This is a genomic window from Saccharospirillum sp., assembly GCF_039982735.1.
In the GTDB taxonomy this organism is placed as follows: Bacteria; Pseudomonadota; Gammaproteobacteria; order Pseudomonadales; family Natronospirillaceae; genus Saccharospirillum.
Genome location: NZ_JBDWXV010000009.1, coordinates 1 through 20,513 on the forward strand (window position 1 = coordinate 1; position 20,513 = coordinate 20,513).

18 protein-coding genes are annotated in these 20,513 nt (G+C 53.4%); 6 read left to right on the forward strand and 12 right to left on the reverse strand.

Annotated elements, in window-relative coordinates; genetic code table 11:
* Positions 1–230: 230 nt before the first annotated feature.
* A complete protein-coding gene (locus ABJT94_RS05995) occupies positions 231–797 on the reverse strand; it encodes a hypothetical protein (RefSeq protein WP_348474788.1) in 567 nt (188 codons plus the stop codon).
* 423 nt (positions 798–1,220) lie between these two features.
* Positions 1,221–2,012 carry a hypothetical protein gene (locus ABJT94_RS06000; RefSeq protein ID WP_348474789.1) on the reverse strand — a complete coding sequence of 264 codons (792 nt, stop codon included), beginning with the start codon at positions 2,010–2,012 and terminating at the stop codon, positions 1,221–1,223.
* 145 nt (positions 2,013–2,157) lie between these two features.
* Between ABJT94_RS06000 and ABJT94_RS06005 the strand changes: the two genes are divergently transcribed.
* On the forward strand, positions 2,158–2,643 hold the full coding sequence (locus ABJT94_RS06005) for a hypothetical protein (RefSeq protein ID WP_348474790.1): 486 nt from the start codon (positions 2,158–2,160) through the stop codon (positions 2,641–2,643).
* 54 nt (positions 2,644–2,697) lie between these two features.
* Here ABJT94_RS06005 and ABJT94_RS06010 read toward each other — a convergent pair whose 3' ends face one another.
* The 3 genes from ABJT94_RS06010 to leuA all read right to left on the reverse strand — a co-directional run bounded on the left by ABJT94_RS06010 (position 2,698) and on the right by leuA (position 9,523).
* Positions 2,698–3,096 carry a hypothetical protein gene (locus ABJT94_RS06010; protein ID WP_348474791.1) on the reverse strand — a complete coding sequence of 133 codons (399 nt, stop codon included), beginning with the start codon at positions 3,094–3,096 and terminating at the stop codon, positions 2,698–2,700.
* A gap of 206 nt (positions 3,097–3,302) precedes the next feature.
* Complete coding sequence (locus ABJT94_RS06015) at positions 3,303–6,701, reverse strand: hypothetical protein (protein WP_348474792.1); 3,399 nt, start codon at positions 6,699–6,701, stop codon at positions 3,303–3,305.
* Between the two features lie 1,121 nt (positions 6,702–7,822).
* Positions 7,823–9,523, reverse strand: a complete 1,701-nt coding sequence (leuA, locus tag ABJT94_RS06020; protein WP_348474793.1) for a 2-isopropylmalate synthase — start codon at positions 9,521–9,523, stop codon at positions 7,823–7,825.
* Between the two features lie 365 nt (positions 9,524–9,888).
* Between leuA and ABJT94_RS06025 the strand changes: the two genes are divergently transcribed.
* Entirely contained in the window at positions 9,889–10,383 is a 495-nt protein-coding gene (locus ABJT94_RS06025; protein ID WP_348474794.1) for an Lrp/AsnC family transcriptional regulator, read from the forward strand.
* Between the two features lie 248 nt (positions 10,384–10,631).
* Here the strand turns inward: ABJT94_RS06025 and ABJT94_RS06030 are convergent, their stop codons facing one another.
* The 4 genes from ABJT94_RS06030 to ABJT94_RS06045 all read right to left on the reverse strand — a co-directional run bounded on the left by ABJT94_RS06030 (position 10,632) and on the right by ABJT94_RS06045 (position 12,876).
* Positions 10,632–11,000 carry an SCP2 sterol-binding domain-containing protein gene (locus ABJT94_RS06030; RefSeq protein ID WP_348474795.1) on the reverse strand — a complete coding sequence of 123 codons (369 nt, stop codon included), beginning with the start codon at positions 10,998–11,000 and terminating at the stop codon, positions 10,632–10,634.
* A gap of 174 nt (positions 11,001–11,174) precedes the next feature.
* Complete coding sequence (locus ABJT94_RS06035; protein ID WP_127556837.1) at positions 11,175–11,447, reverse strand: HU family DNA-binding protein; 273 nt, start codon at positions 11,445–11,447, stop codon at positions 11,175–11,177.
* A gap of 101 nt (positions 11,448–11,548) precedes the next feature.
* Positions 11,549–12,715, reverse strand: a complete 1,167-nt coding sequence (locus tag ABJT94_RS06040) for an FAD-dependent oxidoreductase (RefSeq protein WP_348474796.1) — start codon at positions 12,713–12,715, stop codon at positions 11,549–11,551.
* Complete coding sequence (locus ABJT94_RS06045) at positions 12,712–12,876, reverse strand: rubredoxin (RefSeq protein ID WP_127556841.1); 165 nt, start codon at positions 12,874–12,876, stop codon at positions 12,712–12,714. The genes ABJT94_RS06040 and ABJT94_RS06045 overlap by 4 nt, the downstream gene beginning before the upstream one ends.
* A 182-nt stretch (positions 12,877–13,058) precedes the next feature.
* Between ABJT94_RS06045 and ABJT94_RS06050 the strand changes: the two genes are divergently transcribed.
* The 4 genes from ABJT94_RS06050 to phoR all read left to right on the forward strand — a co-directional run bounded on the left by ABJT94_RS06050 (position 13,059) and on the right by phoR (position 16,759).
* Positions 13,059–13,628 (forward strand): chorismate lyase, encoded by a 570-nt coding sequence (locus ABJT94_RS06050; protein ID WP_348474797.1) that lies wholly within the window; start codon positions 13,059–13,061, stop codon positions 13,626–13,628.
* Entirely contained in the window at positions 13,597–14,460 is an 864-nt protein-coding gene (ubiA, locus tag ABJT94_RS06055) for a 4-hydroxybenzoate octaprenyltransferase (RefSeq protein ID WP_348474798.1), read from the forward strand. Before ABJT94_RS06050 ends, ubiA begins: the two co-directional genes overlap by 32 nt.
* A gap of 245 nt (positions 14,461–14,705) precedes the next feature.
* The gene (phoB, locus tag ABJT94_RS06060) at positions 14,706–15,413 is read left to right on the forward strand and encodes a phosphate regulon transcriptional regulator PhoB (RefSeq protein ID WP_127556847.1); all 708 of its coding nucleotides are present in this window, start codon (positions 14,706–14,708) and stop codon (positions 15,411–15,413) included.
* Positions 15,410–16,759 carry a phosphate regulon sensor histidine kinase PhoR gene (gene phoR / locus ABJT94_RS06065; RefSeq protein ID WP_348474799.1) on the forward strand — a complete coding sequence of 450 codons (1,350 nt, stop codon included), beginning with the start codon at positions 15,410–15,412 and terminating at the stop codon, positions 16,757–16,759. The genes phoB and phoR overlap by 4 nt, the downstream gene beginning before the upstream one ends.
* On the opposite strand, the gene ABJT94_RS06070 is transcribed toward phoR, so the two are convergent.
* From ABJT94_RS06070 to ABJT94_RS06080, 3 genes are all read right to left on the reverse strand, one after another.
* A complete protein-coding gene (locus tag ABJT94_RS06070; RefSeq protein WP_348474800.1) occupies positions 16,727–17,638 on the reverse strand; it encodes a response regulator in 912 nt (303 codons plus the stop codon). The two genes, phoR and ABJT94_RS06070, sit on opposite strands and share 33 nt — an antisense overlap.
* A 76-nt stretch (positions 17,639–17,714) precedes the next feature.
* Positions 17,715–18,500, reverse strand: a complete 786-nt coding sequence (locus ABJT94_RS06075) for a hypothetical protein (RefSeq protein WP_348474801.1) — start codon at positions 18,498–18,500, stop codon at positions 17,715–17,717.
* Positions 18,501–19,708: 1,208 nt separating this feature from the next.
* Complete coding sequence (locus ABJT94_RS06080; protein ID WP_348474802.1) at positions 19,709–20,512, reverse strand: S1/P1 nuclease; 804 nt, start codon at positions 20,510–20,512, stop codon at positions 19,709–19,711.
* Position 20,513: the final 1 nt, after the last annotated feature.

The following is a 20,513-nucleotide window of genomic DNA, read 5'->3' on the forward strand; positions in this document are numbered from 1 at the left end:
ACATCAGTACCCTGTCTTCCAGGGTGAGTTGTCTATAAGTGGTCATCGTTTATCTCTCTTTGGTCGGAAAGAAAAACGGCCATTTTGGCAGCTCACCCGCTTATTTGTCGAAACTGTCGCACTTAGTATATGAATTCGGCAAGTCAAACAGGCCGTTAAAGCCGGACGCTTTCTCAGGCTCAACCTTACCTTTGATCGTTATGTAAATTTCCATCAACTGTTCTCCCGTTTCACATTTTCCCACATAGCCTAATGGTCGGGTCTAACTGCAATTTTTCCATTTCTTGTTTGAACTCTCGTATGAAGTTATTTAAGGGATCTTTAAACTCTGGTAAAGCATTGTCGTGACTCCTAAAGCACAATCTCATCAAGTTCTGTAGATTTCCATCTAAGTATTTAATACTGCTAATATCCTCGAGAGTTACTTCCTCAATCGCCGAAAGCAACAATCTAGGCCGATATATATACTTTGGTGAAGATCCCGCCAATCCATCAAAAACACTTTCGACTCTAACTGAGAAATGCATTACAACTACATCAATATGCAAAGCACCCTCTAGTACGCCTTGCTGTCGCTTTGTTGGTACAGGCGACTTGATTATCGCCTGATACCTCTCTGGTAAGAAGTGATCCCATAGTGCAAGCTCCTCCTCTAGGGTCCAGCCCCTATTCGTTAGGCTCGCCAAAACCTTATTTACTAGCAGCTGCTTCATCTCTAAATTCGATCGGTCATAGCAGCCAAAGGTATAGACAACGTAATCCCAGCCCTCAGGTGTACGTAATGGAAAGGTATCCATTCGGCTACCTAAAAAAACGAGAGCTACTCCTCCCATGATCTTTAGGTGAATCTAGATCCCCCGTGAAAAAATACTTTTCAAGGACTTTAAGCTTACCTTCCCTCATTCCATCGTACTGGAATTCACAATACTGATGCCACAATGCTTCCCTCCGTTTCTGCCACCTAGGTCTTCAGTGAAGCTCATATCCGGTTTTTCTAACTCTGTCACAGTCATTCCGATAATCATGATTCCAATGCCTTCCACGCCAACAACCCACGCACGGCCATTTTTACTATTCACCGTTAAGTGATTTTTCTCCACCGGGATCAAAATAGCTTAAATTATAGCTAGTTTGGGGTGTCCAGTTGTGTCACAATATAAACGCAAAAGGCGCTCACCAAATACCGATTATTACAACCCTATATGAGCATCCCGCTCGAGTTATCCATCATTTTCTTTCTTTACTTCCTCCCAAATATTTAGCACCCCAGCATGAAACTCGGTACTTTCAATACTACCAGCTAAGTTTTTTGTGAACTTTCGAAAAGCGATCTTGTACTCGTCTGAAATATTATCACTATTCATATAGAGTACAGAAAACAGAGATTTAATAAGACTATTTAAACTGTTCTCCTGAGATAGGTAAATGTCATCAACTGATTGAAGTGCAGACAATAACAACTTAGATCTATATAAATACTTACTTGAAACATCGGAATATCCTGAAAGCAATCCCTTTAGATTCACCAAGTATTGCCTGATAACACTATCAATTGGCAGTACGCCTTCAAGGGGAAGGCCATGTTTTTTGGCTGGACCAGGAGTCCTTACTATTGACTCATACGTCTCAGGTAAAAAATGATCCCAAAGTGCCAGCTCTTCTTCTAAGCTCCAACCTAAAGAAATCAAACTTCCAAGTATCTGATGCACAAGCAGCTTTGTCATCTCTACATTACTGAAACCACCAAGCATATAAACAACATAATCCCACCCTTCGGCACGTCTTAAAGGAAAATCATTTACTCTAGCCTTCAAAAATATTGACTGACCTCTGCCATTATCCTGGGGCCTTTCAAAGACACCTGTAAAGAAATAAACCTTACGAACTCTAAGCTTTTCCTTCCTTAACTCTGAATATTGATTTTCACAGTATTGGTCCCACAATACCTCCCTCTCTGCAATCCACTTCGGATCTTCAGTAAAACTCAAATCTGGTTTATCGATTACAATCACCTATCAGCCTCCATTTATTTCTGGCAATTCTTCAATTGCTTCAATAGCAGCACGAAGCTGCACTCCCATCCTAACACTTGACTTGGGAAAAGACATACAGTAGTTTATACAGCACGCTTACAACGGGCCATCAGGGTTAGACGCTATGGCACGTCCGAGGAAATCCCAGATCGCCATAGAGGCGACTCCTTATTACCACTGCACCTCCCGATGCGTGCGTCGGGCATTCTTGTGCGGTCGCGACGAACATTCCGGCAACGACTATGAACACCGCCGTGGCTGGATTGAACACCGCATGCTATTGCTAGCCGAGGTATATGCCCTCGATATCTGCGCTTATGCGGTCATGTCCAACCATTATCATATCGTTCTGCACATCAATGCCGAAAAGGCCAAAGCCTGGACGGATAGACAAGTTATTGAGCGTTGGCATAGGTTGTATACCGGTAATTTCCTGACCCAACAGTATATGGCCGGGAAAGATCTGTACGAAGAGCAACTCAAAGCCATAACAGAGCTCGCGACTGAATGGCGCGAACGCCTAATGTCGATCAGTTGGTTCATGCAGGCCCTGAATAAAGACATTGCCCGACAGACCAATGTGGAAGACGGCTGCACTGGGCGACTCTAGAAATTATTAGCCTAAGCCCCCTGTTTGATCTACTTTTTGAGCCATTAATTGTTTCTATTCCAATAACATAGGATGGTCGAATACGCCTTCTCTTTTTGCTCTTTCTTTATCAATCACACTCATTTCTTCCAAACATGCCATTGCTGTACCGTACTCTTCGCATCCATCTGCAAAAGACTGGTTGAACATTAGCAGCAAGTAGTCAAATGACTTACTGGTACCAATATATCCAAGGGTATAAGCAAGCTCTACCAGAATCTCCTGACCACCATACTCATCAAGAACTGTAGTTAATCGCTCTAGATCCTTATCACTTATATGACCTCGAACTTCCTTTAATACTTCAATTACATTTTCTTCTGCCTCTTTGAAAGTATCGCTACCATAAGGTTCAGACAACAAAGCCTGAATATTTTCTTCATACCCGTCTAATAATTTACCAATGCCTATCATATATCTCTCTATTTAGGATAGAAATGATTAGAAAACTTAGACCAACTAACAATGCACCTTAGTCACTGACCTTTACTGCAGCTGATGCAAACACCCATCCTCGATACTAAAACAACGGACCTATATTATTCGAACCCGTATTGCACCAAATAATAACCGAAAACAGGGAGCACCAACAGCACTCCCTTGGCCAGATAAGCAGCTACCTAACGGAAGGTCGCCTGAAATCTAGTCGTATGCCAATTGTTAACATGTCGTATCTCAACATCGGTCACACCGGGTTGAATAACAAAACTGGTGGTATGCACAGAACTACCATTACTCCATGAATCGATAACATCCCCATTAACGGATACTTCAGCACTTGCCCAACTCAAAAGAACGTCAAGATGTACTGGTTGATCTACATTTGTAGTCTCTAATTTCGTTTTCCAGACTGCCGAGTATTCAGGGGAGTCAATACCAAATAAATCGTCCCACGAATAGTACAGGTCAATAACACGACGATACTCAGTGGTCATCAGGTGCTTACCGGCGTAAATCTCCCATTGAAAAGGATGAAGGTCATACGCGTTGTTTATGCGGATGGGGCTACCATTGTCTACGGTATCCACTGAGTCATCGGTGCCATCGAAGTCTGAATCAGAGTTCGCATTGGGATCCAGGGAGAAGTCATCAGCCCAGTCCAGTACACCATCGTTGTCATCATCGGTGTCAATTGAATTACCTAACCCATCATTGTCACTGTCGAACGCTTCTGACGAGTCCAGAGGGTATTCGTCGTTGCGGTCCGTTACGCCGTCATTGTCATCATCCTGATCGGCGTTATTGCCAATTGAATCGCCATCTGTGTCGACCCACTCCTTGCTGTCCAACGGAAAGTCGTCATTGGTGTCGGGATATCCATCATTATCATCATCGGTATCGACGTCGTTGAATATCCCATCCCGATCACTGTCCAATGGTTCGTTGGGATCCAAGCCGCAATAGTATTCACACCTTTCAATCATCAACAGCTGGTTGATCTCTGGATTCCACCCCAGTATTGCTTCATTGCCATAGTATAAGTGTGGCTCAGTACCAATCATGTTCTCAATGTGTATAGCATCATCAATCAGTTCACGACTCTCAGCGGTTAGAAAGCTGTATTGATATATTGGCACATCCTGATTCACCGTCACTTTAGGGGGGGCCATATTGGCGTTCGAAACAATTGCAGCAACCTCAACGTTGTCGGGGATATCGATGTCCCAGCCCATCCCTTCAAAAGTGCTTAGGAACAATATCACCGGGTATTGTGTAGCCTCAAAGGTAACGTTTATATTGCCGTATTTATCCTGTGGATGATTTGCGCTTGCGTAAATCACGGCCGTTTGGTCAGTCATCAATTGTTGCAACTCTGCAGCAAGCTCCTGATCTCCTGGCGGATTTTCACTGGTATCAAATAACTGGAATTGGAAATTGCTGTCACCCTCCAGCCCATCAATTGCCAAAGTGAACTCGTAAGTTCCAGCAGCCAATTGAAGTGGAGAGTAAACTAATGCGGGTCCGTCGAGGTCGAATTCAACCACATTTGCAATATTGCCATACGGCCCTGCAACATAGGTCCCGGGACGGTTCACGACCAGCTGACCACTCCACTCAACCGTCAGGCTGTTGTAGTCAACCCCATCAAGGGCGGGGTTGTTGTAACCAAACAGCCCGATATGGTCAGATACCTCAGTGTGAAACGGGCCAGTCGCATCAATAAACGTTACCTGAAGGTTGACCATCTCATACGGTGGGATATAAGCGCCAGTATCCGGCGTCAGCGGGTTCGTATCATCGACATCCGGAATGCCGTCATTGTCATCGTCTTCATCGGTATTGTTGCCAATACCATCACTGTCAGTATCTAACCATTCGCCGGGGTCGTTCGGAAATGCGTCCCCGTTGTCGCCATAGCCATCGAAATCACTATCAGCCCATTCTGTGGGATCGGTAGGGAACACGTCACCGTTGTCGCCAACGCCATCGGAGTCTGAATCCTGCCATTCATTCGGATTGCCGGGGAACACGTCGGCATTGTCGCCTGTGCCGTCGTAGTCAGAGTCTGCTATCTCAGTGGGGTCCGTCGGGAAGACGTCCGAGTTGTCACCCGTGCCATCGCCATCTGAATCCACCCATTCATTTGGATCGTTGGGAAATGCGTCGATCTCGTCGTGGTAGCCATCGCCGTCAGTATCGGGCTGGGCTACCGGGTAGCCTGCAATGCTGATTTCATCAATGGCGATATCACCCATGAAACCGCCTTGAGCAATGGCAAGGAATCTCAATTGCTGAATCTGACCCAAATTGCCCAGCTCAACTGTTTCCGTGCTGAATGGGTCTTGTGATGACGCATGCTGCTGACCTTCTTTTGTCCAGACCTGCGCCCATTCGTTGTCGACTTTTGCTTCCAGAATCAACGAGCCAGTGTTAGAGCCATACATGTGGTACTGAAATTCGATCAGCGCTTCTTCAATCAGAAAGCTGTTGCTCTTTAAGGATGAAGAATTACCAATAGTGTAGGCATACCCGCTCGATGTTTCGAAGTATACATATTGATCATCTGCAGGAGATGTTTCTGGCCCTGTATTGGAACTCGACGTGTTACCGATTTTATACAGCCAAGCATTTGTATCACCGTCTGAATTAAGCGTCCAAACTGGATCTACTCCTTCGCCAAAGGACTCGCTGCTGACCAACGTGGGCGCTACTCTATCCACTACATCTATCGTAATAGGCAAAGCTATAGTGCCGTATTCATTCTGTATTTCTATCTCGTCCTGGAGCAGCCCCGGTATCGCATCCACACCACTGCCAGACAACACATTATCTGCTTCCAGGGAAAGCCATGCCGGGATATCTGGCCATGATACGTAATATTCGCTTCCACTGGTAATGTAGTCGTCCAGATCAATATAAACGCTGGTATCCTGGTAAACGGTCTCGTTGACGACGTCTTGTGACAGACTCGGTGGGCGGGCATCCGGACCTGAGGTGTAAATAACAATATCATCTATTGCAACGTCACCTTGCCACCCACCAGCTGCAGATGCTTTAAATCGAATTTGGTCGATCTCATAAGTCTCAAAAGACACGGAGTGTTCTAGCCATGGTTCTGAACTACTCGTTTGAAACTGGCCTGTATCTGATATGCGGGTAACCCACTCCCAAGTACCAGTGGCGGCTTCATACGTCCGCGCTTGCACTTCAAGGGTGCCAATATCTGACCCGTACCGATGGACCTTAAAGTCCAAACGATAGTGTCCTTCTTCTAGTTCAGGGCCCTCAAGGATGGCAGTACTCCCGTCACTATATGCTGCGCCAGATGAGGTTTCCAAATACACATAACCATCAGCCCCTCGGCTTGCACCGGATGACGGCCCGGTATTGGAGGAAGGAGTTCCGTAGGTATTGAATCGCCAATCATGGGAGTCATCAGCAGTATTATTAAACCACTGGTTACCGAATGACGCGCTAAAGGACTCTTCAGAGATCATATTTCCGGCCCAAGCAGGCGAGAGAGTCACGCCTGCGGTAAGCCCGATAACAATATGAGCCAGCTTAAAACTACTCTTCATATCTAATATCCCTAATTTAGTATTATTTGGGTCCTAACTTATCCCTACTTTGAGTAAAGACCCTCCCGGACTTTAGCAAAGCAGATCAAAAAGCTGAAGCGCGCATTTGTGCAAAAAGGAAATGGTGAGCAACAGATAAATGGAGCCTTCAGTGTATCGGTGGACACCCATCCTAACGCTTTCAGCCCTCACTACACTAGTCCGGCAACTTTCCGTTTATCTGGCTCGTTGACGCAAAAAGTTCCACTTCAGAGGCTAATAGACGTCGGAACATGGTTGAAACCGTAATGTTTTTTAACAATACCCTGGAACCCTAGTGCATAGTGTCAGACAGTTTGAGTTTGAAGGATCGAACATTAAATTGGCACAAAGACACCCAGATAACGCCACTTTACTAACGGCGCGCTCGATCTTTCTGACTGGCGGCAACAAAATCTCACAAATTATTTAAGTCGACTCAGCAATAAATGTGACGCAACTCACACTATGGAAATATTAATAGTGAGCATTCATAGTGCTGTTAAATACTCCGCCCGCCCAATATACTTCCTGAATTCATTTTTATACTTGCTTCAGGGTCTGATGAGAGCATTGATGACAAAGAAATACTGGAATAGCCGGAAAGTGTAGACGCCCCTTTCTTTGCAGAAATATATCAACCTACGGCACAAACTTTCTCTAGCTATATTGTCAACCTCCCGCAATCAAAATTCATGTATTGGCCCGAAGCGTGTTTAGCCATAGCAACCCGCGCCATAGCTGAAAAGATACCCGGCGATACGAGTGGTCTGTTTAAACAAACCTTGCTTGGTCTTGCCGATAAAGTAGCATCAGAATCTGGGGGGGGGATTTTCGGGTTTGGGTCGAAAATAGACAAGGAAGAGAAATCGATGCTGAAAACTATACGACCATATATTGAAGTGTCGTTGCGCTAACAGAAACCGATCTTTGCAATGGCTCCACTAGGTCGCGCCTTAGCGTTTTTGCTCAACCAGAATTAGAGAGGACCAAAAGCTTTAGACCACACAACAGAAGCTTAACATGTCGTGCCAGCCCTTTTAGGGCTGGCTTGATTACCGCGTTTGACACAGAACAGCCACAGAAGGATCTGTCTCTATTACTTACAACGCCGCCGCTTCACTCCCCGCCTGGCGTTTATCATCTGCACTGGCCAACTGATACCGGCCAACCGCATTCAACAATGCCTGCAAGGTAGCGGTAGTCGTATCACCGGCCAGCGAAGCTGCTGTCACCGGCGTTCCGCTCACACTCACTTTCAAACACGCCAGTGCATTGGCCCGCGTGCCTTCTGACAACGCGAATTCGTCATAGGCATCGACTTGCAGGGTGATCTCGTAGCGTTTTTCCAGTGCCTGTGCCAGCGCTTCAACTGCGCCCTGGCCATAGCCTTGCAACAACGCCCGGTCGCCGTCGTCACCGAAATCAACCTGGGCTTCCACGCCTTCGTCGGTGCGGTGCAGATCGTAGGTGTGCAGACGCCAGCCTTCTGGCGTGGCCAGATAGTGGCGGTCAAACAACTGATGAATGGTATCGGAATTGATTTCGTCGCCGCTGACTTCAGCTGCACGTTGCACGACCTTGGCAAAATCAATCTGCAACCAGCGTGGCAGGGTGATGTCGTAATCCCGCTCCAGCACATAGGCGACGCCGCCCTTGCCAGACTGGCTGTTGATGCGTACCACTTCTTCGTAACGACGGCCGAGATCGGAAGGGTCGATCGGCAAGTAGGCGACGTGCCACATGTCGTCGTCAGCCGTGCGGCGGTTCAGGCACTTGCGAATCGCATCCTGATGGCTGCCCGAGAAAGCTGTGAATACCAGCTCACCGGCGTAGGGGTGGCGCGGGTGAACCTGAATTTCGGTGCAGTACTCAACGGTGCGAATAATGCGCGCCATGTCGGATAAATCGAGTTTCGGATCAACGCCTTGTGAATAGAGGTTCATCGCGGCGGTCACCAGATCCATATTACCAGTGCGTTCGCCGTTGCCCAGCAGTGTGCCTTCAATGCGGTCGGCACCAGCCATCAACCCCAGCTCTGCTGCGGCCACGCCACAGCCCCGGTCATTGTGAGTGTGCAGGCTGATCACGATGTGTTCACGGTGCTGAATGTTGTCGCAGACCCATTCGATCTGGTCGGCAAAAATATTGGGGGTCGACATTTCAACGGTGGCAGGCAGGTTAATGATCATTTTTTGGCCCTGCTCCGGGTGCCAAACGTCGGATACGGCGTCGATCACCTCTACTGAGAAATCCAGCTCGGTGCCGGTAAAGCTCTCTGGCGAATACTGGAAGGTCCAGTCGGTTTCCGGGTGCAGGGCAGCGTGGCGTTGTACTTCTTTTGCACCGTTGACCGCGATGGCCTTAATGCCTTCGCGGTCAAGCCCGAACACCTGCTCGCGCTGTACGGTCGAGGTGGAGTTGTACACATGCACGATGGCACGCGGTGCACCGGCCAGGGCCTCATAGGTGCGGGCAATCAGTTCCGGGCGCGCCTGGGTGAGCACCTGAATGGTGACATCGTCCGGAATGCGGTTCTGTTCAATCAACTGGCGACAGAAGTCAAAATCGGGCTGGCTGGCCGAGGGAAAGCCAATCTCGATCTCTTTAAAGCCACAATCAACCAGCAGATCAAACATCTGTTGCTTTTGTACCAGGTTCATCGGCTTGACCAGCGCCTGGTTCCCGTCCCGTAGGTCCACCGCACACCAGACCGGGGCCTGCTCGATGACTCGATCGGGCCAGCGGCGGTCGGTTTTGCGAATGGGGGCAAAGGCCGGGTATTTGCGATGGTCGAAGCTCATGATGGTTTCCTGTTTTAGACTGTCCTGAAAAGGCCGTGCTCATTGATCAGTAGTGCTGGATTCAGCAACTTTCTTGCTCGTTTCTGCAAGAAAGCTGACAGGCGGCCTGCACCGCCTGGTCAGGGACTCAGCCCAATGATGATGGGTCTGGCACCTGCTGAGCCGGCAACGGGGTCGTCGCTGGCACTGGCTGGCCTTGTGAGCCAGGCAGTCGGGGTCTGCAACAGCGGTAACCGCTACTCACCCGAGCAATAACCTTATGATACCCGGGCCATTGGGCAATGTGTTTGCTAATTTGACTCGATATCGTTATTTTTGAGCAGTTAATTGCCAATAATCTATTTTTCGAGCGAGATTAAGCCACCATGAGCGAAAAGCTGGTCAGAATTGATAAAACAGACCGCCGCATTCTGGATTGCCTGCAACAGGACGGCGGCCTCACCAATCAGGAACTGGCCGAACGCGTCGGGCTATCACCCTCGCCGTGTTTGCGCCGGGTGCGGGCTCTGGAAGACGCGGGCGTAATACTTAAACGGGTGACCCTGCTGGAGCGCAAAGCTCTGGGGCTGTCACTGACGGCCGTAATCATGATCAGCATGGACAGACACATTCCCGAACGGTTCGACGAGTTCCAGCGCCAGATCGAAGCCTGCCCGGAAATCCAGGAATGCTATCTGATCACAGGCCACGATGCGGATTATATGCTCAAAGCCGTGGTACCAGATATGGATGTATTTCAGGAGCTGCTATTGAACCGAATAACCCGAATCCCCGGTGTTTCCGGCGTTCATTCAAGTTTTGTGCTGAGGCGTGTAGTGGATAAAACGGATTTGCCGCTAGGTTATATAAAAGATCTTTAAAACAGTAACTTCAACCATTGCACTAAGCACTGGCTGCTGGGTAGAGCTATCCGGGGAAGTCTGAGGCATGGACTAAAACGCCAGGAGCGTTTTAGCATGAGCGTAGCGAGCCCGGAGGGTGAATCCCATGGAAGTGATTCATATCCCGAAGTCTAGGCCCCATGGATGGGTTGAGTGGGCGGCATTCCGCCCGACCCCGGATAGGTCTACCCGGTAGCCAGAGCGACCCCCTGGCACAACAGAAAACCCTACCGCAGGAACTTGACCGTCTTCTGGAACCACATCAGCAGCATGGGGTCGCCTTCTACGGCCAGGCGTTTGTCCTGAATGGCTTTCATAACGGCGTTGCGATCTTTGCCGGTGGCCATGGCCCAGAGCGTGCTAAAGCCCTCTGAAGCGGTGGTGAAACGCAGGGTGATGTCGGCGTGCTCGGCCTGACCGCGACGGGACTTGAGCCGCTGGTCGCGAAACGCCAGATAGCGTGAGACCTTGCGCTCGTCGGTGGTGAACTGGATCGTTCGGTCGATGTCTTGCAGAGCTTCGCGAAACGCAGGCTGACGTCGAAGGGCGCGCTTGAATCGCACTGCCATCAACCAAAGTAATAACCGATATTTCATGACATTAGCCTCACAATGCAGGGGAGGCGCATCATGCAGGGCCACAGGCAGATTGCCAAGCCTAAGCGGGGATTCATGCAATTAGAACGAAAAACGGGGCCAGAGGGCCCCGTTTCGTGACGAAAACCCCTTCATTGGTGATTAACCGGATTGAAGGCGGCTTGCGTCTCTTTCTCAGTTAACCGCGTCTTTCAGCGCTTTACCAGGCTTGAAAGCAACGGTGTTGCTGGCCGGAATCTGGATGCTGGCACCGGTTTGCGGATTCTTGCCAGTACGAGCGGCGCGAGCGCGTGCTTCAAAAGTACCGAAACCTACCAGAGTTACGGATTCTTTCTTGGCAACGGTGTTGGTGATCTGGTCCAACATGGCATTCAGCACTTCGTTGGCTTTTTCTTTTGAAATATCCGCTTTTTCAGCGATGGCAGCGGCCAGTTCTGGTTTACGCATAAGACTTTCCTTCTGTTTATTTCGGGTTCCGCATGACTGAATCAGCATACGCGACGGTATTTGGATTGCCAAGCGCCGCACAGGCCCATGGCAACCCCAGGTTAGCTAGCCAGCAAAGGTGGTACGGCCTTTAACCAGGTATTGCGCTCTTTGATGCGCTCACCGGACAAAGCAAAGCCCACAATCAACTCACCCTGACGGCACACAGCCGCTAGATTAGCGCCACTGCCGTCAATTTGCCATGCCCCAGTGCTCCGGGGTGGGTACGCGATCACAGGACAGGCCGGGGTTTTTACCGTAACCGGCATCGCCGGCCACTGTACGGCCGTCGTTTCTCCGGCCAGCGTCTTCGCCAGGGCGCGGGCTGCATTCATCAGAGGCATCACATACATCAGTACCTGGCCTTCCACTTCTGCACAGTCTCCCAGCGCATAAATCGAAGGGTCCGAGGTTTGTAAGTACTTATTAACAACAATGCCCCGATTAACCGCCAACCCAGCCTTGCGAGCCAGATCGAGCCGCGGCTGGAGGCCCACGGCCGAGAGCACCAGGTCGGTCGGCAGTTTTTGACCATTGGTCAGACTGACCTGCAATTTTTTATCATCCGCCCGGTCTACCCGGCTTACCAGGGGCCCAAGATGAAAGCGAACGCCCGCCTCACCAAGCGCCTGCTTGAGCGCCTCGCCTACTTCAGCGGGTACCAGGCCCGACAGCAGTGTCTCGCTGGGGGCTACCAGGTCGACCTCGAAACCCGCACTGACCAGGTCGTTGGCAAACTCGCAGCCAATCAGGCCGCCGCCCATAATAACCACCTGCCGTGCACCATCCAGTTCAGACTGGAAGCGGGCAAAATCGAGCCGGTCGTTGACGCTGAACACCCGCTTCAGGGCATCGCCTTCCAGCGGCGCGCGGATCGGTTCAGCACCCACAGCCAACACCAGCTGGCCCCACACCAGCGTAGAGCCATTATCGAGATGCAGTGTTCGGGTAGTCGGGTCAATGTGCAGCACTTCAGTTCGGGTCAGCAACTCGGCCTGGTAACGCTGTGCCACTTCATCGGCCGTCAACTGAACCAGATCATCAGCCGATTGCCCCTTACTGTGCGCGTTGGACAGCATCGGCTTGGAATAGCCAGCACCATCATCAGCGGTGATCAGCACCAGGGGGGTATCGGGGTCGGCCTTGCGCCATTCGCGGACCAGGGTGTAGGCCGCCAGGCCAGAGCCAACAACAATCAGCGGTGGAGTAGGAGCAGGCGACGCCTTCAAAGCACAATCATCTCAAAATCGTCTTTGGTGGCGCCGCAATCGGGGCAGGCCCAGGTGTCGGGTACGTCTTCCCAGGCGGTACCAGGCTCGATGCCCTCTTCCGGAATACCTTCGGCCTCGTCATAAATAAAACCACAGACAATGCATTGCCACTTTCTCATGTCGATCCTCTCAGATAGCGATCTGCTTTACCGGCCCGGGCCGATAAACCCGGGGCTGCTGAAACTACTGACACTGCCCGCCAATTGCAAGAAAGTCGCCGTCAGCGAGGCCGGAACGCCTCTGGTATTCGCGGGTGCGCCACTTTACACTGCGCCTTTTACAGCAGACGGATTGCACGGTTGTGACCCTTGCACACCCCCAACCCGCCACAGCATCCAGCGCCGCGCCCGAACCGGCTGACATGCGTCAGTACAACTGGTACGACCTATCGACCGTACCAGACCAGCCGTCCAGAGCCTGGCGCTACTGGCTGCAGTTGCCAGGTAGCCTAACGCAGGCGCTGCGCGACCGGACCCCGGCTTTTTCGGTAAGGGTTCTGGCCGAAGGCGAACTGACACTCGCGACACCGCTGGCAGCCTTTACGGAACAAGCCGATGCCTGCCACTGCTGGTCTCGCCAGGTGGCCTTGTGCCATGGCAATACACCCTGGGTGCTGGCACATACCCTGGTTACCCGGGCCAGCCTAAACAGCTCTCTGGCGGCCCTGCCGCAATTGCAAACGCGGCCATTGGGCGAGTTGCTCTTCACCACGCCCGGGGTTCGCAAAGACCAGCAACAGTTCACCCGGACCCAAGACGGTTGGGGCCGACGCACCCGTTACTGGCTGCATGGTGCCCCGATTCTGGTCGCTGAATTTTTTATGGAAGCCTTACTCAGCCATGAACATCAACGCCTTACCGCACTACCTTAAACTGACCCGTCTCGACCGGCCTATCGGTATTTACCTGCTGCTGTGGCCTACGTTAACGGCCCTGTGGCTAGCAGCCGAGGGCTGGCCGCCGCTGCACCTGGTGGTTATCTTCATACTCGGCACCACTCTGATGCGCAGCGCCGGCTGCGTAATCAACGACTACGCCGATCGCCACCTCGACGGCCACGTAAAACGCACCAATCAACGACCACTGGCCCGGGGCCTGGTCACCGAACGCGAAGCGCTGCTGCTGGCCGCCCTTCTGGCACTGGCCGCCTTTGGCCTGGTGCTGTTCACCAATACCACTACGGTTTATATGTCGTTCGTCGGGCTGTTTCTGGCGGCGCTTTATCCGTTCATGAAGCGTTACACCTACCTGCCCCAGGTCTTTCTCGGTGCTGCCTTCTCCTGGGCGATTCCCATGGCCTATACCGCTGTTGGCGCGCCGCTCACAGAAATCACCTGGTTGCTTTACACCGCCAACATTCTCTGGACGGTCCACTACGATACCCTGTATGCCATGGTCGATCGCGACGACGACCTAAAAATCGGCATTAAATCCACCGCCATCCTCTTTGGCGATGCCGACAAACTCATGGTCGGCCTGCTGCAACTGCTCACCTGGCTCGCCTGGTTCATGCTGGGCATTCAGGCTGAATTGAAGCTATTCTGGTGGCTGGGCCTGGCCGTCGCCACCGGCTGCTTCCTCTATCAGCAATGGCTGATTCGCCACCGCGAGCGCGACCCTTGCTTCAAGGCCTTTCTAAACAACCACTGGGCCGGCCTGGCTTTATTCATCGGCGCCGTTCTGGACCTGGCGATACAGTTTTAACGGGAATCATGAATATTGCGACCAATTGAGTGTCTGGTACCGGGTGTGCCTCTCCGGGGAAGTCCGCAACATGGATGTTGCGGCCTAGGCCCCATGGAGGGGTTCACGCCGACCCCGGAGAGGCGCACCCGGTGCCGGGCACGGGATGCGGCACCAGGGTGAATTTTGACAATTCAATGACGGCTGTAACACTTCTGTCATGGAAGCGGCGTTAAATGATCACAAAGGTGACATTAAGGTGAACCATGAACTCTCGCAGCATTCTGATCGTTGACGACGAATCGGCCATTCGTGAAGTGATCGCCGCCGCTCTGGAAATGGCCGGCTACCACACTCTGGAAGCGGGCGATGCCACCGAAGCGCACAGCCTGGTCGTCGACCAAAAGCCCGACCTGATCCTGCTCGACTGGATGATGCCCAATGTCAGTGGTGTTGAACTGGCACGCCGCCTGAAGCGGGATCCGATGACAGCAGAAATCCCCATCATCATGCTCACGGCCAAAGGCGAGGAAGACCATAAAATCACCGGCCTGGAAGCCGGGGCCGATGATTACATCACCAAGCCCTTCTCACCGCGCGAACTCGTTGCCCGACTGAAAGCCGTATTGCGTCGCACTACGCCAGCGGGCATTGAAGAGCCCATCGACATTCAGGGCCTGCGGCTCGACCCGAATAGCCACCGCGTCAGCACCGGCGAAGGCGAACTGACCATGGGGCCGACCGAGTTCCGGTTACTGCAATTTTTCATGAGCCACCCAGAGCGCGCCTACACCCGTTCGCAACTGCTCGACCAGGTTTGGGGGGGCAACGTGTATGTGGACGAGCGCACCGTGGATGTTCACATCCGGCGTCTGCGCAAAGCCCTGGGCGAGCCCTTCCAGGCCATGGTTCAGACCGTTAGAGGCACGGGATATCGCTTCTCGACCAAAGTTTCGGCACAATCGGCTTCATGATTCGAGACATACGACGCCCCTATTTCCGAAACCTGCTGCTGGCACTGACCGGCGTATTCGCTTTCGGCGTCTATATAGGCCAGCCGATCCTGTTGTTACTGATTGCCGTCAGCGGTTATCTGGCCTGGCAACTGTTCCAGCAAAGCCGGCTGATCAAGTGGCTGGAGCAGGGTGCCAAGTCGGAACCGCCGGACTCCAAAGGCCTCTGGGGCATGGTGTTCGATCACCTCTACAGCGAACAACGCCGGCGCAAGAAGCAAGTCCGCCATTACCAGAACGTGATCAACCGGGTGCAGAATTCCACCGAGGCCCTGCGCGATGGCGTTATCCTGCTCGACCATCACGGCGCCCTGCAATGGTGGAACCAGTCGGCAGCCGACCTGCTCAAGCTGCAACCGCGCGATGAAGGCCAACTGCTGATCAACCTGGTGCGCGAGCCCGCCTTTCAGAAGTTCTACCAGAACCGGGAAGTGCGCGAGAGTATCCGCATCGATAACCCAGCCCTCCCCGACAGAACCCTCGATGTCTCGATGACCATTTACGGCAAAGGCGAACGTCTGCTGCTGATTCGCGACACCACCCGGATGACCCAGCTGGAACAAATGCGTCAGGACTTCGTGGCCAACGCCAGCCACGAGCTCAAGACCCCGCTGACCGTGCTTAAGGGTTATTTGGAATCGATTCTCGACTTCAGCGACGATCTGCCTGCCCCACTGCGTCGGGCGCTGGGCAGCATGAATGGCCAGACCCAGCGCATGGAAAACCTGGTAAACGACTTACTGGTGCTGACGCGCCTGGATGTGGAAGTGAGGGAGTCGGTACGCCAGCGCATCGAGGTGAGTACCTTGCTGAACAGCATTGCCGACGATGCCCGCGCGCTGTCGAGTGAACGCAACCACCACATCAGCGTTCGCCTCGACAGCGATAAAGACCTTCAGGGAGACCCCTCGGAACTGCGCTCGGCCATCAGCAACCTGGTCTACAACGCCGTCAACTACAGCCCCGATGGCAGCGATATTGAACTGCACTGGCACGAATCACCACAGGGCGGCTATATCTCGATCAGGGACAACGGCATCGGTATCGACCCGCGCCACATTCCGCGGCTGACCGAACGCTTCTACCGGGTAGATCCAGGCCGCAGTAGCGAACGCGGTGGCACTGGCCTCGGCCTGGCCATCGTCAAGCACATTTTGCATCACCACCAGGGCCGGCTCGATGTCGCCAGCGTGCCGGGGCGCGGCTCCGTATTCACCTGCTGCCTGCCCGCCGAACGACTGCTACCGCCCGCCAACGCACCGGTCACGCCAGATTCAGCGACGGATCGACGCCACAAGCCGGCTTAAGACTTCCATCTTCTGCGGGTCATCATCCACGAACTTCACGCCCAGGCGCACGCTGCGAGCATCCATTGAGGCTTCGCGTAGCGCAAGTTGGGTGACAAAACCGTTGATGCGCGCCAGGGAACTGGGCTGATCCGGAACCTGCAAGTCAATCACCACCTGCTCAAACAGGATGGGCGGCGGCGCTTCTTCCAGCAGAATGTCGACGGAAATCTCAATCAGGTTCAAATCACGCACCGCGCCCTTCCACTGCCCTTTCGATGACCGGACCAGCACCTTGGTGAGCGCCTTGCTGTTGGCTGCGGCGGGGGCTTGTTTGGGCGTTGCGGGTTTGCCGCCGGTAAGCAAGCTGGCACTGTCGCTGAGGTTCTGTGCCGGGGCCGGCCGGGGTGTCGCCTGAGAAGACGTCAGCAAGCTGGCCGATTCACCCAGCCCACCCTCCGGCTTCGACATGGTCGCCTGGCCCTTCAAAATACTGCGGATCAGATCCCGGTGGTTCACCGACAACGCCTTGAGCACCTTCTTAAGAATCTGCTCGTTGCTGAACGGCTTGCCGATGTAATCACTGACGCCGGCCTCCACCGCCTTAACCACATGGGACTTGTCGCCACGACTGGTCACCATGATGAACGGCGTCTTGCTTTGTTCGCGCTCGGTCTCGGTCGCACGCAGCCAGCCCAGTAATTCCAGCCCCGACATTTCTGGCATTTCCCAGTCGCAGAGCACCAGATCGTAGCGGTTCCGATTCAACAGCCCCTGGGCCTTGCGCCCATTGGGGGCTTCATCGATCTGGCACTGGGCAAACTGGCTTTTAAGCGCACGCTTGACCAGATCCCGGATAAAACCGGCATCATCGGCCACCAGAAAAGAGAGTTTCTGCATGTCGTTAATCCTGTAACGGGCCTGCGGGTGGATGTCGAAACAAATCGGTTTTTATTCTAGCAGTCAATTCCTGCCTTTACTCGCTGACCGGGTGCAACTGCAACTGCCAGCGCCCCGGGTCCGGTATTACCTGGCCAAGGGCCACCGACCGAAAGCGCATGTCGCGGGCAACCAGCTGGCGAACCTCGGCAATCGTTGTTTCCGGAGTATTGACCGACCAGTAGATGGCCGTGACCAGCCCCCGCTGAATCGGCAGCACCGGCTGCGGCTCCCGGTCGGGCCCGGGTTTCACCGGCACCGTAGTCTCCGGCATCAGCAAGCGCCATTCATTGTTATCTGTACAGGCAGGGTGATCGACCAACAAGCCTGGAAAGGGGTTGGTTGCGGTGACCTGGTAGCGGTGCTCGCCTCCATACTGAACCGGCGCCAGCAGTGCGGGCCGCCCTTCCCGACTGGCCAGAGACGCGTGCCGACTCTGCACCGCCACCGCCAGGCCACTGAACCCGCCTGCCAGGTCTCGCCAGGCCAGATAGCTCAGCGCCGATGGAAACAACCGGGCCACCCGGGCTTTCGCCAGCCGGTTCAGGTCATAACCGGGCAAGCGTCCGTGTTCACGCTCCCGGGCCGCCGTTTGTATGGAGCTGGCCAGCTCGCCCGACTGGGCGCGAAAGTGCTCGAAACTCAACAGCCCCTTAACAGCCAATGGCAGCGCCTCATACTGGCGTTGCCATTCGCGCTCCATTGCTTCGGCACTGACCGGCTGCAGCGTTCGCGCCTGTTCTGGCACCGGCTGAACAAAGGGCTGCGCCAGCGGCAAACCCGGGCTCAAGGGTATTACCCCCTGTTTAAGCCAAAAAACCATCGGTTTTCCGCCAAAAAAATGTAAGGTTCCGGAGGGTAATGTCTTTTTTTCTGACATGATTTGTACGAGATTTCCTACATTCGATGTGAGAATAAGAGCGACTTGCACTAAGAGTCGTCCCACAAGAAGAGCCCACCCCCAGCATGGCTGGCTTTGCACTCTGTCACACTTTTTACAATTCAATATGACAACAAATTGACGCCCAAACCAGGGGGTCTTACCCGTATCATAGCCTGCGTTCAGGGAGCAGGGCCAAGACTTGGCCTGAACCAACAGGAAACCGGAGGCTACGGACAGTCAGCTCTAAGGATGGCCAGTAACAGGGACGCCGACCAGGACGGTCACACCAGGGACAACGCACGGCTCGGCAGCAGCCGTCACAGGGATGCGCAAGGACGAACCGACAGGGACAGAAGCGCCGCAAGGAACGGCCGACCGGGGACGGTCACACGGAAGAGCATGCAAGAGCCGGGATGGTTCACAGCAGCAAGCCAATAGCATCACACTGGCAAGACCCGGAAGGGCAGAGTCATCTGCCCTTCCACTTTCACCGTAGCAATAATGATGAGTTAACCGTCAGATTTGCCCGGGCAAACACCAGAGCAGATACCCTTTCTTACACAGTACACGGGCAGCCACCCACCGACACAGGCTCTACAAGCGCCTTGGCTGACGTTTACCTGACCGTTTCATACCTCGCCACTGACGTTCAATTTCCCGTTTTCCTCATCTCCGTGTAAGACATTTCCTACACGACGCGTGCGATGTTTCCACTTCTTTTGTGACGAAGTTCACTAAAAGCACCCGCCAAGCCGCTTCTAACCGTCTGCCCACGGGGAAAAACTGCCCAAACCCGGCCCTCAAAGCGCTAACTGCGTCACAAAGAAAACTGGCATTCGCTATACTTCTCTCGTGTTCAGGAAGAACGCCAACGGACAAAACAGGGGCCAGGCTGGCCAGCCATAGGATGGCAACAGGAGCATCGCATCACGCGACACAGCACGGATGCTGACGTCAGAATACGCAAGTAGCCTGATAGCAGAATAGACACACCAAAGGCGCCAGGACGGAGCCAATGGTGCGGCAACGGAAGCTCTCAGCAGTTCAGTGGTCGACACGGATGGTTAAAATGATCGTAATAAAGAAAGGCCCTCGGATGGGGCCTTTTTTTATGCCTGGTTTTTATGCCTGCCGGAAACCCGGCCCCTTCAAAAAACCGCGTTCAGTACCCCAGCCAGCCGCACACTGGCCTTGATCATCTGCGTCTCAAGCACCGGCATCGCTGCCTGGCGGTAGGCGGCATCATACTTACCGCGCTCAGCAAAGGCATAGGCTGTCTCCAGCGACAGCTGATGCGTTTCCAGCGCCCAGTCGACTGGAGTCGTAGACTGCTGCCACTGCGATACAGGCAGCTCTGACAGCCGACGCCGATAGCGCTGGGCCTGCACAAACCAGGAATCACTCACCCGGCTGTACAGATCCTGATTCCACACCCAATCCAGTGAGACATCGCGCAGGTCACTCGCCGTGAGGGTCAGCGTTTGCCCGCCCTCATCCGAAAGACGCCCGGCATTGACTGGCACATGCAACTCGGTGACGAAATGCATCAGATACTGCAAAGCCTCGCGCTTGCGGATCACGCTGTACGATTCATCTTCAAGCACCCGACGGCTTTCCAGAATGGCCGCCACGGCACACAGATTCCCCGGGCAATTCTCAACCAGGTCAAAACCCATCGCGCCCTCGGCAAACAGTACCTTGCTGAACCGCGGCTCGGGCCGGGCCTCATCGGCCCAGTTCGCCAGGGCGATCAGATCGCGCTGCCACTCGGGGCCATACCACTGTGCCAACTGCTCACGGGCGCCCTCCTCCAGCTGCATGATCGCTAGCTGAAGCACCGCCTGGTGCGCCGTCTCATTCAGGGCCCAGGCCCGTTGCAGCGGCAGAAGCGACAAAGAGAGCGCAACGCTGAGCCCCAGTCGGCGCAACAGTTTGAGCCAGGTGCCAGCCACC